The organism is Streptomyces sp. NPDC007162 (assembly GCF_040634175.1).
Taxonomy (GTDB): domain Bacteria; phylum Actinomycetota; class Actinomycetes; order Streptomycetales; family Streptomycetaceae; genus Streptomyces.
The window spans coordinates 1-15,950 of record NZ_JBEYFC010000179.1; the positions used below are offsets into that span (position 1 = coordinate 1).

Below are 15,950 nucleotides of genomic sequence, written 5' to 3' on the forward strand. Positions count from 1 at the left end.
CGTGGATCAAGCCGGGTGCCGAACTCCCGGTCTGGATGGCCGCGTACGGCCCGAAGGCCCTGAAGATGACCAGGACACCAGGAGGCACGGGCGTACGCGGTGGCGCGGCGCTACGACCCCCTGCTGGTGAACACGGTCGTCGGCTTCATCGGCCCCGAGTACCTCTACGACGGCCGCCAGATCCTGCGCGCCGCCCTGGAGGACCACTTCTGCGGCAAGCTGCTCGGCCTGCCCATGGGCCTGGACATCTGCTACACGAACCACGCGGACGCCGATGACGACGACGTGGCCACCATGCTCACCATGCTCGGCGTCGCGGGCGCGTCCTTCGTGATCTGCACGCCGGGCGGCGACGACATCATGCTCAACTACCAATCCGCCTCGTACCACGACGCGTTGTACCTCCGCGAGGTCCTCGGGCTGCGCCCGGCACCGGAGTTCGAGGCGTGGCTGTCGACGATGGGGCTGCTCGACGAAGGCGGCGGTATCCGCGAGGTCGACGCGCACGCACTGACGGAGATCGCCGGAAGGGAGCTCGCGGCATGAGTGAACTGGCGTTGGCGCAAGGTGAGTTGTGGCGGTCGCTGCGCGGCCGTACACAGGCCCGCATCGGCCTCGGCCGGGCGGGTTCCGCTCTCCCCACCCGGCACCGGCTGGAACTCCAGGCCGCGCACGCCGCCGCGCGGGACGCGGTGCACTCGCCGTTCGAGCCGGACCGGGTCGCGGCGGGACTGCCGGGTCTCCCCACGGTACGGGTGCGCAGCGCGGCCGGGGACCGGCTGACGTATCTCCAACGTCCGGACCTGGGACGCCGGTTGGACGCGACCGACCGGGCGCATCTGCCGGCGGGGGAGTGGGACGTGGTGTTCGTCGTCGCGGACGGGCTGTCCAGCCGGGCGGTGCACGAGCACGCGGCGACGGTGGTGACGGAGACGGTGACCCGGCTGCCCGGTTGGCGGATCGCGCCGGTCGTGCTGGCCGAGCAGGCGCGGGTGGCGCTCGGGGACGCGGTGGCGGCGGCCATGGGCGCGGCGATGGTGGTCGTCCTGATCGGCGAACGGCCGGGCATGTCGGCGGCGGACTCGCTGGGCGCGTATCTGACGTACCGGCCGGTGCCGGGCGCGACGACCGACGCCGACCGCAACTGCCTGTCCAACATCAGACCGCCCCTGGGCCTGTCGTACGAGGGCGCGGCAGGGAAGCTGGCGGGGCTGATGGGGCGGGCGCGGGAGCTGGGGGCGACCGGGGTGGGGCTGAAGGACGAGTCGGACGCGCTGCCGGCGTAGTACCGGGCCGGCCCCGGAGTGCGCGAAGCTGCGGACGAAGCCCTGGCCACGCACGCGTTGCTGACCCTGGACGGTCGCGGTGTGCCGGTCCGCTGAACGGAACAGGGCGGGACGCGCGCCTCCCGGGGCGCCAGCCTGATTGCTCACAGGCCGGTGCCATGGGGGGAGTCGGGGCAGTTCGGCTCGCTTCGCGGCGGGTCTCCGCCCTTCCGACGCCGGCCCTGTGGCGGAGCCGTTTTCTATCGGAAGGACGGGAAACCGAGTGTCCACATTCGGGAGAACCTTGTTCAGAGCGTTCGCGGCGGCCCTGTTGGCCGTGGCCGGCACGATCGCCTGGGGTGGGGTGGCGAACGCGCAGTCCGTCAGGCCGCTCGCCCCCGGCGAGTTCCACGAGATCCGCAACAACTTCCACACGCCCGCGATGTGCCTTCAGCCGCGGGAGCAGGCATTCGGCTCACCCATCGTCCAGATGCCGTGCGACGGCAGCAGTGCCCAGGGGTGGCTCAGGCTGGACATGGGGGGCAACCACTACCGGTTCGCCAACACGATGGGCCTGTGCATCTTCACCGACGACAACCCCGCGAACGGGACGCCGCTCTGGCTCGACGAATGTGCGGTCAGCGGCGGCACCACGGTCAGCAACGCGGAGTGGACGTCCACGCACCCGCTGCCCAATGTCGACGTCCGGCTGAGCACGCATGTGCACTTCGCGGAACACAACTTCTGCATCGACGAGCCAGGTGCCTCGGGCGCCTCCGACCTGGCGGTTCAGCTCTACACCTGCAACACCACGATCGCCCAGAGGTGGAGCGTCGGCTTCAACTGACCGCCTCGACGTCCCGACACCGCATCGGCCGCCCGCGACTCCCCGGGCGGCCGATCGACACGGTCTGCCCCGCGCAGGCCCCGTCCACCTCGCGCCGTGCCCGTCGCTGTTCAGTCGCCGGCCCGTATCAGTCCGCTCTCGTAGGCGAAGATCACCGCGTGGACGCGGTCGCGGAGGCCGAGTTTGGTCAGGACGCGGCCGAGGTGGGTCTTGACGGTCGTCTCCCCGACGAAGAGGCGCTCGGCGATCTCGCCGTTGGCCAGCCCCCGCGCGACCAGGGCGAGGACTTCCCGTTCCCGCTCGGTGAGCGCGGCCAGACGGCTGCGCTGGGCGGGCACGGAGGCGGGGGGTTGCAGGACGAAACGTTCGACCAGGCGCCGGGTGAGTGAGGGTGCCACCATGACCTCGCCCCGCAGCACCGCCCGGACGGTCACCAGGATCTCCTCGGCGGGGGCGTCCTTGACGAGGAAGCCGTTCGCGCCGGCGCGCAGGGCGGCGTAGGCGTACTCGTCGAGGTCGAAGGTGGTGACGACGAGGATCCGGGGACCGTGGGGCTGCGCGCAGAGGTGCTCGGTCGCGGCGAGCCCGTCCACGCCGGGCATGCGTACGTCCATCAGGACGAGGTCCGGCTCCAGGGCGGCCACCGCCGCGATCGCCGCGTCGCCGTCGGCGGCCTCGCCCACCACGGTGAGGTCGGGCTGGCTGTCGACGACCATGCGCAGTCCCATCCGGATCAGTTCCTGGTCGTCGCAGATCAGCACCCGCGACGGTGACGGGGCGGGAGCCGGGGGCGGGGTGGGGCCGGTCACGGGGCCGTCGTGGTGGGCTCGGGCCCGGTGGGGCGCAGGGAGGCGGTGACCCGGTAGCCCCCGTCGGGTGTGGGTCCGGCGTCGACGCTCCCGCCGTACAGGGCGGTGCGTTCGCGCATGCCGGTGAGCCCGTGACCGCGGGGGAGCGGTCCGGCGGGGTGCTCCGGGACGGGATCACCTCCGGCTCCGGCCGAGTTCTCCACCCGTACGCGGACCAGCCGTCCGGGCCCCTCCGTACCGGTGTCGACCCGTACGCGGATCACGGCGTCGGACGGCGCGTGCTTGACGACGTTGGTGAGCGCCTCCTGCACGATGCGGTACGTCTGCACGGTGAGGTCCGCCGGCAGGCCGCCCGGCTCTCCGCGCAGGTCCAGCCGGGCACGGGCGCCGGTCGTGTTGAGTCGCCCGACCAGCCGCCGCAGGTCGGCCGAGAGGGACTCGCCGGCCCCGCCGTTGCCGGGGCCGGCCCCGGGGCCGCCGGACGAGGCGTCCGCGTCGGGGGTGCGCAGTACCTCCAGCAGCCGGCGCAGTTCGTCCAGGGCGTCGCGGCCGGTCGCGCTGATGACGCCGAGGGCGCGGTCGACGACCGTGGGGTCGGTGTGCCGCATCAGCCTGCCGCCCTCGGCGTTCAGCACCATCACGCTCACGCTGTGGGCGAGGACGTCGTGGATCTCGCGGGCGATGCGGGCCCGTTCCTCGGCGACGGCGACCCGGGCCAGGGCGAGGCGTTCGGACTCGGCGAGTGCGGCCCGCCGCTCGAACTCGGCGACGTAGGCGCGCCGGGCACGGACGTACTCGCCGAACACCCAGGCCCCTGTCAGCAGGAGCCCGACCGCGAGCGGGGTGAGCCAGGCACCGCGGGCGCCCTGGCTCCCGTTTTCCCGCTGCCAGGCGGGGATCCACAGCACGACGCAGCCGGCGGCACAGATCACCGTCGCCGTGGCGGCCCGGCGCAGGCCGCGTACCGTGAGGGTGGCCAGGACCGCGGCCAGGGCGACGGCGCCGCGTCCCGGTTCCTGTCCCCACACCTGTCCGAGGTACTGCGCCCAGAACGCGGCCGTCACCAGGGCCGCGACGAGCACCGGCCGGCGGCGGCGCCACAGCAGCGGCAGCACCAGGGCGGCGTACACGAGCGCCTGCGTCCAGACCGGCCGCCAGCCCGGCTGCGGGTGGATCACCGGGGGCACGGCGACCAGCACCACCAGCAGGACGTCCGCCAGCCACGGATGTCCGCGCCGCAGGCGGGGCAGGGTCTCGATCAGCCGGTGCACCGCCTCACGCTACGGCCGCGGCCCGCTTCCCGGCATCGTCCTGGCGGGCGTCACGGGGTCCTCCCGCAGTCGTACGGACACCGGCCGGGGATACGACGTGCGGCCACCCGGGGCGCTTCCAGCATGGCCGGCATGTCGATCACCACCGAGTTCCTCAGGCGGCCCCTCATGACCGGTGCCGTGGCGCCCAGTTCACGACGGCTCGCGTACGCGATGACCGAGGGCATCGGCCTGGAGCAGGCCCAAACCGTCGCCGAACTCGGCCCGGGGACCGGGGTGTTCACCGACGCGATCCTCGCCCGGCTCGCCTCCGGGACACGGCTGGTCGCCGTCGAGCTCAACCCGGTGCTCGCCGCCCGGCTGTCGGCCACCCGGCGCGACGCCCGGCTGACCGTGGTCCAGGGCACGGCCGCCGACCTGGCCGCCGCGGTGGGCGGACCGGTCGACGCGGTGGTCTCCGGGCTGCCGTGGACGGTCATGCCGCAGGACCGGCGTGACCGCATCCTGGATGCCGTGACCGAAGTCCTCATGCCCGGCGGCCGGTTCACCACCTTCGCCTACCTGCACGCGGCCTGGACCCCCGCCGGCCCGTCAGTTCACCGCCGAACTGGCCTGCCGCTTTGACCGGCTGGAACGCTCCAGGACGGTGTGGACGAACCTGCCGCCCGCTTTCGTGCACCGGGCCACCCGGCGGCCCTGACCGGGGGCATCCCCTGCCTCAGGGCGTCGTCCCCGGAGTCGTCCCCGTCACCTCACCAGGCGGACCGACGGGGCCCGCTCAGGAGCCGGCGTCGGGGACGGCTTGCGGAGTGCGATTCTGATTCTGGAGTCCACGATGTGCTGGATCAGTCGTAGTGCCCGCTCTGCGTCCCACAGTCGTGGGGAGGCCAGGGGGCCGCTCTCGGCGCACAGCTCGTCCGGGGGGAGATCCGCCGAGGTGGGCAGGGCACGCAGGACGTCGTTCAGAAATGTGCCGAAGTGGTCGCCGAGCGGTTCGGTGGCCTCCCGGCGCAGTTGTTCCAGCGCCGCCTCCACCGCGGCCAGCCGGGCGAGTACGACGGCGTCGTCGACCAGTTCACCGGGCGGGGGTGCGAAGTCCATGTACTGCATGATTCGTTCGCCCGCCGCGCCGTCGGCCGGTGCGGCCTGCCACTCGTGGGCGTCCATGGCGTCAAAGGCGCGCCGCACGATCTCGGCGACCGCCCGGGCGACCGGCCGGGGGTGCAGGGCGAGCGGGCGTCCCGGCCAGTCGCCCGCGTACTCGGCGAACGAGGGGTCGCTCCGGATGTCGCTGTCCACCGCGATGTAGTCGATGTCGATCGTGTCCCAGGTCTCGGAGTGCTCCCACAGCAACTCCACCGGGTGGTAGGCGTGGTCGTCCAGGAATTTCCACCACGCCTCTCGGGGAAGCGGAGCATCGAGCAGCTCAAGCTTGATCTTGCACTGGTGACACACCACGTCAACGAGTTCCGTCATGTCTTCGTTCCCCCCTTCCCGGCCGGGTCTCCACCCACCAGAATCGATCACTTGCACTAACGTCCGTGCGGAGTCGCATCGTCGCCACGCCGACTGGGGTGGGAGTAGTCATACGCGATGTCGTCGAGGAACGTGCCGATCAGACCCAGCGCACGCTCCGCGTCGAAAAGAGCCGCGGGCATGAAGTCCCCCCTGCCCTTGAGGAGGGCATCCGTTGCGATGTCGCCCGCGGGTGCGAGTGCGCCGGAGAATGCCCGCAGTGCCGCCGGGAGGCCGGCCTGGTGATCGGGGAAGGACGCGGCGACACGGTCGAGAGCGGCTCTGGCCCTCCCTGCTGTCGCCGCACGTGCCAGCACCTCCGCGTCGTCCACTCGTCGTCCCGCCGGCAGGGGCCACCGGGTGAGAGGCAGTAGTTCCTCCACCGCCGCCTCCTCGGCCGGGTGAGCGGTCCATCGCCCGGACTGCCTGGCCTCTTCGAAGGGTGCGAGCGCGGCACGCACGGCCGTGCACAGCGGCCTGGGGCGCACCAGCAGGTGGCGGCCGTCCCAGTCGTCCTCGACGTACTGGAGGAGCGAGGGCGAGTCCGCCACGTCGCTGTCGATGGTGGTGAAATCCTGATCGATGCGGTCCCACGGCGGGGACATCTCGCCGGCCAGTTCCACCCGGTGGTACACGTGTTCGCCCAGGAACTTCCAGACCGCCGCGGTCGCGAGCGGATCGGACTCGCCGGGCCCGGAGTCCGTGAAGATCCTCCGCTGCACGGCGGACTGCTGGAACCAGCCCAGGTCCAGTACCAGGGAACAGTCCCAGCAGATGAGGCTCGCGCAGTCCGACATGGTTCTTTCCTTGTCTCGTGAAACGGCCCGGCAGGAAGTGTCACCTCCTGCCGGGCGGGACGATCAGAAGCCTTCTCTCTCCATCGCCCTCTCCTTGTTCAACATCCCCTGGTGCATCGCGTCGTCGTACCCGGAGTCGTCCCCGCCGCCTCCGCCGCCCCTGCCCAGGTCGTGGAGGCCGGGATCCCCCAGGTCGTAGGTGCCGAGTTCCTCGCCGGTGTCGTCCACGATGCGGACCGTGTACCCGCGCCAGTTGGAGAGGTTCCGTTCAGGTTGATCCTGCCAGGCCTTCAGCCATCTGTAGGCATCCGACGTTTTGGGCACCTGGAAGAAGATCTCATTGATTCTCGTCCCCTTGGCCCTGAGCTGTCGGGTGGCCGTCGACAACTGCCTCATGAAGGCGTTCTTGTTCGGGTTCTCGATGGTCTTGACCTCGCGATAGCCGACGACGTTCCCCTGGCGGTCGAGAAGTTTGACGTCCGGATTCTTCTCATTCTGCTCGTTCTTTCCGTTCGCCTCCGGATTGACCTCGGCCGTGGTGTTGTCCGGGCCACCCTCCAGCGACTTGTAGGAGTTCTCCTCGGTCAGCAACTCCTGGTTCTTCGAGCCCAGGTGTTCCTTGCGGAGTTTCTCGGCGCCCGCGTCCTTGCCGTCCGACGACTCATGCGGCGTGTCCCCGCCGCCCCCGCCGTCCCCGTTCTGCACCGCGTACGCGATGTTCGGTGCGGCCACCGCCCCGACGACGGTCGCGGCGCCGGCGACGGCCAGCCCCGTGCCCGCCACGTCGAGTGCCGCGCCGAGCGGAGCGCCGATGACCGTGGCCATGAGGGCCGTGCCGCCCGCGTCGGCGGCCGCGCCCAGGAGCAGCTCGCCGACCCCGAGGGCCGCCTGGGCCCAGTTGGTGCGCTGCATGACCTGGCCGGCGGTCTGGGCGAAGCCGGAGACCGCGTTGCTGAGGGAGCTGAACCAGCTGGCCCCGGTGGGGTCGCTGCCGGTGACCGGGTCGTTGCCGCTGTAGTCGTACCCGGTGATCTGCGAGGGGTCGGAGGACTCCAGGAGGGGGTCGAGGGAGACGAAGCGGCCTGTCTGCGCGTCGTACTCGCGGGCCCCGAGATCCTCCAGGCCGGTGCCGGAGTCCGCGATGCCGCCGACGTACCCCTTGTCGCCGGGCCAGGACGTGGGCGCGGTGCCGCGGACCTTGCCGAAGGGGAGGTACTGGCGCCGGGTGACGGCCTGGGACTGGTAGTCGACGGCGAGGGTGTCGGTGCCCTGGCGGTCGGGGATCAGGTACTGGATGTCACCGCTGCTGCTGCGTTCGGCGACGGTGGTGCCGCCAAGGGCGTAGTAGCGGGTGCCGCTGAGGGCGTGGCTGCCGGTGTTCTCGACGATCTCCTCGTCGTCCAGGTAGAGGGTGGCCTTGCCGGGTGCGGTGCGCAGCACCAGGTTGCCGTCGGACCCGGGTGGATCTGACGCTCCACCGGCGGTCCGACGGCGCCTGGACTCCCGCGGCCACCGCGTACGGCCGCGTCTCGTTCTCCCCCGGGGGAAGCGGTCCGCTGGCCGTCACCCGCTCCGGGGGAGTCTCGGTCGCGCTCACCTGGCCGGGGACGCTGCCGGCACCGGTGGTCTCCGGGTCCACGGCGACCTACCGTTCGGTGCTGCCCTCGGTAGACCTCGTGATGTCACCGACGAGCGCGGGCGGTCTCAGCGACGTCCTGGTCATCCACTCGGCGAAGGCGGCCAAGAACCCCGCACTCGCCTCGCTGCGTCTGCGCACCGCCGTCCACGGTGGACGCCTGGAGCCCGGTCCGGACGGGGGACTCCAGGTCGCCGACGGCCGGGGCCGGGTGGTGTCCGACGCCCCCACCCCCCTGCAGTGGGACTCCAACAAGGCGCTGCCCGCCGCGGCCCACGCGTCCCGGGCGAAGGTCGCCGCGGACGCGTCGGACATCGCGCACGCAGGCCTCGCCGCCCGGGTGGCGCCGGTACGGGCGTCGGTCTCGCACTCCGCGCTGACCCTGACGCCCGACGCCGGGATGCTGCGCTCCGCGTCGACGGTCTGGCCGGTCTACGTGGACCCGTCGGTCAACTGGCATCCCGTCGACTACCAGAAGCCCGCGTTCGACGAGGTCAAGCAGGGCTGCCCCGGCAACTCCTTCTACAACCAGACCGGCGGCCTGGCCGACAACGGCTACCTGGGCGTCGGATACAACGGCTGGCCCGAGGGCTACTGCTACACCGGCGACGAGCACGCCATCTACCAGTGGAAGCTGTCGAAGACGATCTGGGGCGCCGACATCGACAGCGCCGAGGTCGACGCCACCGACGTCTACTCCGCGTCCTGCTCCACCACCGCCACGGTCAACCTGCACTGGTGCAACGGCATCGGCTCCGGAACGGACTGGAGCAACCGGCCGCGCTACGACAAGTACGCCACGTCGAAGAGCTTCGGCCCGGCCTACAACCACGACTACTGCCCGTCCAACGGCTCGGTGACCAACGGCTTCGACGTGCGCACCCCGATGGTCAGCGCGGCCAAGGGCCACTGGTCGACCTTCACCGCGACGCTCAGCGAGGACTCCATGGAGTCCTCCCACGACGACCTGGGCTTCAAGCGGTTCTCCAACAACCCGACGCTCCAGATCTTCTTCAACAACGTCCCCAACGTCCCCACCGCCAACACCATGGCAGCGGTCTCGGGCGCGGACGACGCGGCCTGCGCCACCTCGGGCGCCGGTCCCTACATGGGCAAGACCATCGCCGCGACACCCCCGGTGCTCCAGGCGAAGGTGAGCGACCCCAACGGGGACAAGCTCCAGGCGACCTTCCAGTACTGGGTCAGCGGCTCCACCACCAAGAAGACCGGGCTCAGCGGGGACAACCTCGCGAGCGGAACCCTGGCCAAGTACACGCTCCCGGCCAGTTTCATCTCCTCGCTGACCAGCGGGCAGGTCGTCGACTGGCAGGTCAAGGTGACCGACGGCATGGACTCCACCTCCTACACCCAGTCGCCCACCTGCCGCTTCACCGCCGAACCCACCGCCCCGGACACCCCCACGGTGGTCTCGGAGAACAACCTCTACCCGAACACCGACCAGAACGACTCGGTGGTCGGCGCGGCCGCCGGCACGGCGGGCAAGTTCGACGTGTCGAGCGCGGGCACGGCGGCGGTGAAGTTCGTCGCCCGCCTCGACGTCTCCCCGGCGACCAGCAACCCGCCGGCCGACGAGGTGACCACGACCACCACCTCCGCGGCCACGATCACCGTCACCCCGCCCTCGCCGGGACCGCACACCCTGTACGTCTACGCGGTCGACAAGGCCGGTGACCTCTCCGGGGCGTTCGCCTACCCCTTCCTCGCCGCCGGCCACGCCCCGAGCATCTGCGCGAGCTTCACCGCCTGCCTGAACAACACCGCGATCAGCCCCGACGCCACCACGACCGAGGGCAACGCCGACGGCAGCGGCCACAGCATGTCCGCCACCGACCTCGCGGGCGCGGGCTGGAGCAGCAGCGCCCCGGTCACCGTCGACGGCGCGACCTTCACCCTGCCCGCCTTCGGCTCGGGGCAGAAGGACAACGTCCTCGCGGCGAACCAGACCATCACCTACGGCGGTTCCGGCAACGCCCTGGTCTTCCTCGCCAACTCCACCAACGCGGCCCTCGACGACCACGGCAGCGAACACCTCGTCAACTACCCCACCCAGTACAACAACGCCCTCGTCATCGACTTCAACACCAACCCCGCAGTCGCCGGCCGCGGTGCCGGGATCTTCCTCCACGACCTCGGTCCGAAGGCCGGCCCCACGGCGGGATGCGTCGCCCTGCCCGCCCCGGTGATGACCGAGATCATCCGCTGGATCGACCCGGCGAGTCACCCGGTGATCGCCATTCACTGACCCGGTCGACGCATGACGGCCCGCCGGAACCGTGTTCCGGCGGGCCGTCGTCGGGTCGGGGACCAGGAATCAGGGAGCAGCCCCAGCCGTCCCCGACCCCGGCCCGGCCGATCTGGAGGGCGCCGGTGCTCTGCCGGCCGTCGGTGCGGACGGTGGCCGCCTGGGCGACACTGTGGTGGATCTCGGCGAGCGTCAGCCGGTGTCGGTGTCGGTGTCTGTTTGCCGGGGCAGGCGGGCCGCCGCGGCGAGGCCGCCCAGGCCCGCGACGGCCAGGGCGGTCATCGCGGCGGCGTAGGCGCCCCTGTCGAGGCCGGCCACGAGGATGGTGCCGGCGATGGCCGTGCCGAACGAGGAGCCGAGGTTCGACACGCTCCGGGACAGCCCCGAGATCTCTCCCTGCTGCGCCTCGGGGAAGCTCGACTGCACGACGTTGACCGACGGGGTCAGCATGACGCCCAGGCCGAGTCCGATGAAGAGCAGGCCGGGGACGAACGCCCAGGCGGTGGCGGAGCTGCCGGCCAGCACGATCAGGACGATCACCCCGGCGACGCACACGGCGAAGCCCGCCATCACGAGCGTTCGCTGGGGGTGGCGGCGGGCCAGGCGTTCGGCCGACAGGGACGTGGCCAGCAGACCGAGGGTGGCCGCCGTGAAGACGACACCGGTCTGGATGGCGTCGTAACCGCGGACCACCTGCAGATAGGCCGCCACCGTGAACGACGTGCCCATGAGCAGCAGCCACTGGAGGTTCTGGGTGACGAGTCCGAGGTTCGAGGTGCGGTTCCTGAACAGGCGCGGGGACAGCAGGGGCTCTCCGCCGGACGCTTCGGCGGCGCGGGCGGAACGCAGGAACCACCAGAGCACCAGGGCGCCGGACACCAGCAGGGCGACCATGAGCCAGACGTTGTTGTCCGCTGCCAGGATGCCCATGACCACGAGGACCAGGCCGACGGCGGAGAGGACCGCCCCCTTGGTGTCGAAGGAACGGCCGGGATCCGGCGGCAGCGGATCCTCGATACGGCGGCCGAGCAGGACGATCACCACGATCACCAGCGCCTGGAAGACGAACGCGGCGCGCCAGCTGACGAAGGTGGTGATGAGCCCGCCGATCAGCGGCCCCGCGGCCGCGCCGATCCCGCCCAGCGCCATGACCACCCCGAACGCCCGGGCCCGGGAGGTGACGTCGGGATACAGGAGGGTGGTGAGGATGTACACGGGAGGGATGAGCAGCGCGGTGCCGACGCCTTCGAGGATCGAGTTGCCGAGGATCAGGACCCCGAGTCCGGGAGCGGCCGCGCTCAGCAGGGCACCGACCGCGTAGACGAGCAGTCCGGCCAGGAAGCAGCGTCTGCGGCCGTACCGGTCGGTGAGCTTGCCGCCGGGGATCATCAGGGCCGCCATCACCAGCAGGAAGATCGTGATCGCCACCTGGACGCCCTGGACGGTGGTGCCCAGGTCCCTGCTGATGTCGTTGATCATCACGTTCATGTTGGAGCCGGCGAAGCTGCAGATGAACTGGGCCAGGGCTAGCGCGGCCAGCACGCGCCCCGGACCCGCCGGCTGCCCTGTGCCGACGGTCTCAGCCGCGCGGGACGTTCCCACCGGGGTCCTCCTCGGGCGCTGTGAGGCCGTAGACCGCCGTCGGACTCCGGCGGTCGTGGTGGCGCGTCCCGGTCCCCGTCTTCTGCAGTTCCTCGTCGAGCGCCATGGCCGCGGTGATCAGGGAGAGATGGGTGAACGCCTGCGGGAAGTTGCCCAGTTGCTCCCCCGAGGGCCCGATCTCCTCGGCGAACAGACCGACGTGGTTGGCGTAGGTGAGCATCTTGTCGAAGGCGTGGCGGGCCTGCTCCACCCGGCCGCTGCGGGCGAGTGCCTCGACGTAGAAGAAGCTGCACAGGTTGAAGGTGCCCTCCGAGCCGCGCAGGCCGTCGGGGGAGGCCTGCGGGTCGTAGCGGTAGACGAGACTGTCGCTGACCAGCTCCTCGTCCATGGCGTCCAGGGTGCTCAGCCAGTCCGGGTCGTGCGGCGAGAGGAAGCCCACCTTCGGCATGAGCAGCAGGGAGGCGTCCAGCACGTCACTGTCGTACTGCTGCACGAAGGCCTGCCGCTTGTCGTGCCAGCCGCGCTCGACGATCTGGCGGAAGACCGCGTCCCGGGCGCCGGTCCAGCGGGCGAGGTCGGCGGGACGGGAGAAGCCGGTGGCCGTGCGGACGCCGCGGTCGAACGCCACCCAGGTCATCAGCCTGCTGTAGGTGAAGTCGTGGCGGCCGCCGCGGGTCTCCCAGATGCCCTCGTCGGGCTGGTCCCAGTGGTCGGCGAGCCAGTCCAGCACGCCGCTCAGTGCGCTCCAGCCGCGCAGCGCGCCGATGTCGCCGCCCACGACCAGGGCGTCCGACACCTCGCCGTAGATGTCGAGCTGGAGCTGGCCGGCCGCCGCGTTGCCCGCCCGCACCGGACGGGATCCCCGGTAGCCCTCCAGGTGGTCGAGGGTCTCCTCGGTCAGGCGGGGATCTCCGTCGACCCGGTACATGATCTGCAGCGGATCCGCCGAGGTGGCGTCCTTGGCCTCGATGCGGTCGCGCAGCCAGCGGCGGAAGGCGTGTGCCTCCTCGTGGAAGCCGAGGTCGATCAGTGCCCTGACGGACAGGGCCGCGTCCCGTATCCAGGTGTAGCGGTAGTCCCAGTTCCGCTCACCGCCGACCTGCTCGGGCAGCCCCATGGTGGTCGCGGCGACGGGCGCCCCGGTGGGAGCGTAGGTGAGCAGTTTCAGGGTGATAGCCGAGCGGTTCACGACGTCCTGCCAGCGACCCCTGTAGGTGCAGGAGCGCAGCCACGACAGCCAGAAGCCGCGGCAGGCGTCCAGCGCGCCGGCGATCCCTTCCAGGGACGGGCGCGGCGGAGCGGCGGTCCCGGCGGGCGCGCTGGTGAGGACGACGGCGGCCGCCTGGCCGGCGGAGAGGGTGAAGCGGGCGCTGACGTCGTTGCCGTCCGGGTGGAAGACGACGCCGGTGGTCGACTGGAGGTGCAGGTCCGTCCCCGCGCTGTGGAAGACCGCCGTGTGCCCGTCGGCCTGCGCGAGCGTGTGCGTGGCGCGGCCGTAGTCGAAACGGGGCTGGCAGCTGAGGGCGAAGGGGAGGGTGCCCCGTACGACGCGTACGACCCGTACCAGCTGGTGGACGCCCGTCGGGGTGGCGGACTCGTCCGGCACCATGAAGTCGGCGACCTCACCGACCCCGCCGGGGGCCATGAAACGGGTGATCAGGACGGCCGTGTCCGAGAGGTACAGCTGCCGGGCGGTCGTGCCGTCGCCGTCCGGGAACTCCGCGGCCAGCCGGCAGTGGCCGCCGCGTTCGGTGTCCAGGAGGGAGGCGAAGACGCTGGGCGAGTCGAAGCGGGGGGTGCACCACCAGTCGACGGTTCCGTCGGACGACACCAGGGCGGCGGTCTGGAGATCGCCGACCAGGCCGTGCTCGGCGATGGGCGGGTACCGATTCACCGTGTCTCCCTGCTCGGGCCGGCGCGCTGGGGCAGCTCGGGCGGGACATGGGCGCCCCGCCGACGCCAAGCGTCCACCGCCGCCACACCGGCCGCCTCACCCACGGCGGGTGATACCGGGACACCGTGCCGCTCGCCGTCGGCGGGAGCGAGGCCGTTCGGTTGTCCGTTTCCCTTGTCGAAATGGCACACACGTTCCTTTCCTGCCGTGTAGCTTCTACGCGTCAACAGGGGCTTGAGCAAGGGTGGTTGCGTGGTTGCCTCTCCGCATGGCGAGAAGTTCGCCGCCCGCCTCCGGATGCTGAAGGACCGCAGCGGCCGGGGGTACGACCGGCTCGGCAGGGAGGCCGGGGCCAGCGGTTCCAGTCTGCACCGGTACTGCTCCGGCCTCAGCGTCCCGACGGACTACCGGGTGGTGCACGCCTTCGCCAAGGTGTGCGGCGCCAGCGCGGAGGAGCTCCGCGAACTCCACCGGCTGTGGGCGCTGGCGGACGCCTACCGGGACGCGGCGGCCGCGACCGCCACCGACAGGGACGCCCAGCAGCCGAAACCGAAACCGCAACGGAAGGCAGACCGAGAGCCGGGTGCGGATCCGGAGTCGGGCGTGGGCCGGGGGTCGGGCGCGGATCCGGCATCGGGCGTGGGCCGCAAGTCGGGCGTGGGCCGGGGTTCGGGCGTGGGCGGGGAGCCGGGCGTGGATCCGGCATCGGGCGTGGGCCGCAAGTCGGGCGTGGGCCGGGGTTCGGGCGCGGGCGGGGAGCCGGGCGCGGATCCGGCATCGGGCGTGGGCCGCAAGTCGGGCGTGGGCCGGGGTTCGGGCGCGGGCGGGGAGCCGGGCGCGGATCCGGCGTCGGGCGTGGGCCGCAAGTCGGGCGTGGACCCGGAGTCGGGCGTGGGTCCGGAGTCGGGTGCGGACCGGAAACCGCATCCGGGTGCGGACCCGGGCCTGATGTCGGACGCGGACCTGAAGCCTGGCCTGAAGTCGGACCCGGATTCGAAGCCGGGCCTGAAGTCGGGTGCGGACCCGGACCCGCATTCCGTCCCCGTCCCCGTCCCCCTCCCGGCCCCCGCCCCCGCCCCCGCCTCGGACAACGACCCGTCGGCGGCCCCCGTGCCCGGGGCGCGGTCGGTCTCGGTGGTGGGGGAGTCCGCCGTGGCCGTGCCGGAGGGTGTCGCGGCGGACGACGTCACCCCGGCGCGGACCACCCGCGGCGGAGCGGGCAGACCGCGCCGGCTCCGGATGCCCGAGAAGCCGTCCTCGCGTTCCGCGATCCTCGCCGCCGCGGCGACGGTGGCGCTGGTGGCCGGTCTCGTGTGGCTGCCCGGCCTGGACTCCGACGGTGCCGCCCCCGCGACCGGCGAGGGGCTGCTGTACTCCCCGGCCTGCAGGACGGTCAGCATGGGCCAGCACGACGAGTGCGTACGGGAGGTCCAGACCCTGCTGGCGCGGGCCAAGGGCAAGCTCGCCGTCGACGGCGACTTCGGCCCCGAGACCCTGCGGCGGCTGACCGCGTTCCAGGTGCTGGCGGGTCTGCCGGCCACCAGCGTGGCCGACGACGCGACCAAGAAGGCCCTGTACGCCCAGCAGGTCTCGATGACGACCTGGTCGGCGGCCAGGGTGGCGCGGCGGATCCGTGAGGTGTTCGTCGAGGATCCCGGCACCGCCGTGGCCATCGCCCGCTGCGCGTCGTTCCTCGACCCGCTGTACGTGCTGCCGAACACCAACGGCTCCCGCAACTGGGGCGTGTTCCAGATCTCCGACCCCCGCCTGCGGGACCTCGGCGGCACACCGCTGCGGGCGTTCGATCCGGACTGGAACATCAGGGCGGCCCACCGGCTGTGGAGCGTACGGCACGACTTCCACGACTGGCCGTCCTGCCAGGCGGCACTGAAAGCCACGCCCGAGGTCACGCCCGAATCCACGCCCACGGCAACCCCGAAGAGCTGATACCGGGGTCCCCGGATACTCCCCTGTGGTACCCGAGGACCGCCACCGACGTCCCCGCCACGACCGTCACCGACGGCACCGCACCGCTCGGCGTGAGCGGCAGC

Annotated in this window: 12 protein-coding genes and 1 pseudogene; 6 read left to right on the forward strand and 7 right to left on the reverse strand. The window is 71.8% G+C overall.

Going from position 1 to position 15,950, the window contains the following annotated elements; all coding sequences use genetic code 11:
- Positions 1–81: 81 nt before the first annotated feature.
- The 3 genes and pseudogenes from eutB to ABZ646_RS21825 all read left to right on the forward strand — a co-directional run.
- Positions 82–546, forward strand: a pseudogene (eutB, locus tag ABZ646_RS21815) (ethanolamine ammonia-lyase subunit EutB); the annotation flags it as partial.
- A complete protein-coding gene (eutC, locus tag ABZ646_RS21820) occupies positions 543–1,286 on the forward strand; it encodes an ethanolamine ammonia-lyase subunit EutC (RefSeq protein ID WP_360521251.1) in 744 nt (247 codons plus the stop codon). The pseudogene eutB and the gene eutC, both read left to right, overlap by 4 nt.
- A 283-nt stretch (positions 1,287–1,569) precedes the next feature.
- Positions 1,570–2,112, forward strand: coding sequence for a hypothetical protein (locus ABZ646_RS21825; RefSeq protein ID WP_360521254.1), 543 nt, complete (start codon positions 1,570–1,572; stop codon positions 2,110–2,112).
- A gap of 110 nt (positions 2,113–2,222) precedes the next feature.
- Here the strand turns inward: ABZ646_RS21825 and ABZ646_RS21830 are convergent, their stop codons facing one another.
- Together ABZ646_RS21830 and ABZ646_RS21835 are read right to left on the reverse strand one after the other, a co-directional pair.
- Entirely contained in the window at positions 2,223–2,921 is a 699-nt protein-coding gene (locus ABZ646_RS21830; protein ID WP_360521257.1) for a response regulator transcription factor, read from the reverse strand.
- Positions 2,918–4,192 carry a histidine kinase gene (locus ABZ646_RS21835; protein WP_360521260.1) on the reverse strand — a complete coding sequence of 425 codons (1,275 nt, stop codon included), beginning with the start codon at positions 4,190–4,192 and terminating at the stop codon, positions 2,918–2,920. Before ABZ646_RS21835 ends, ABZ646_RS21830 begins: the two co-directional genes overlap by 4 nt.
- Positions 4,193–4,324: 132 nt before the next feature.
- Here ABZ646_RS21835 and ABZ646_RS21840 point away from each other — a divergent pair, with 132 nt between their 5' ends.
- On the forward strand, positions 4,325–4,816 hold the full coding sequence (locus ABZ646_RS21840) for a methyltransferase domain-containing protein (RefSeq protein WP_360521263.1): 492 nt from the start codon (positions 4,325–4,327) through the stop codon (positions 4,814–4,816).
- Between the two features lie 123 nt (positions 4,817–4,939).
- Here ABZ646_RS21840 and ABZ646_RS21845 read toward each other — a convergent pair whose 3' ends face one another.
- From ABZ646_RS21845 to ABZ646_RS21855, 3 genes are all read right to left on the reverse strand, one after another.
- Positions 4,940–5,668 carry a hypothetical protein gene (locus tag ABZ646_RS21845; protein WP_360521266.1) on the reverse strand — a complete coding sequence of 243 codons (729 nt, stop codon included), beginning with the start codon at positions 5,666–5,668 and terminating at the stop codon, positions 4,940–4,942.
- 56 nt (positions 5,669–5,724) lie between these two features.
- A complete protein-coding gene (locus tag ABZ646_RS21850; RefSeq protein WP_360521269.1) occupies positions 5,725–6,504 on the reverse strand; it encodes a hypothetical protein in 780 nt (259 codons plus the stop codon).
- Between the two features lie 63 nt (positions 6,505–6,567).
- Positions 6,568–7,944, reverse strand: a complete 1,377-nt coding sequence (locus ABZ646_RS21855) for an RHS repeat-associated core domain-containing protein (RefSeq protein WP_360521272.1) — start codon at positions 7,942–7,944, stop codon at positions 6,568–6,570.
- A 20-nt stretch (positions 7,945–7,964) separates the two neighbouring features.
- Between ABZ646_RS21855 and ABZ646_RS21860 the strand changes: the two genes are divergently transcribed.
- A complete protein-coding gene (locus ABZ646_RS21860) occupies positions 7,965–10,403 on the forward strand; it encodes a hypothetical protein (protein WP_360521275.1) in 2,439 nt (812 codons plus the stop codon).
- A 192-nt stretch (positions 10,404–10,595) separates the two neighbouring features.
- Here the strand turns inward: ABZ646_RS21860 and ABZ646_RS21865 are convergent, their stop codons facing one another.
- On the reverse strand, positions 10,596–12,005 hold the full coding sequence (locus ABZ646_RS21865; protein WP_360521278.1) for an MFS transporter: 1,410 nt from the start codon (positions 12,003–12,005) through the stop codon (positions 10,596–10,598).
- Positions 11,983–13,899 carry a glycoside hydrolase family 15 protein gene (locus ABZ646_RS21870; protein WP_360521281.1) on the reverse strand — a complete coding sequence of 639 codons (1,917 nt, stop codon included), beginning with the start codon at positions 13,897–13,899 and terminating at the stop codon, positions 11,983–11,985. Before ABZ646_RS21870 ends, ABZ646_RS21865 begins: the two co-directional genes overlap by 23 nt.
- 252 nt (positions 13,900–14,151) lie before the next feature.
- Between ABZ646_RS21870 and ABZ646_RS21875 the strand changes: the two genes are divergently transcribed.
- A complete protein-coding gene (locus ABZ646_RS21875; protein ID WP_360521284.1) occupies positions 14,152–15,846 on the forward strand; it encodes a helix-turn-helix domain-containing protein in 1,695 nt (564 codons plus the stop codon).
- The last annotated feature ends 104 nt before the right edge of the window (positions 15,847–15,950 follow it).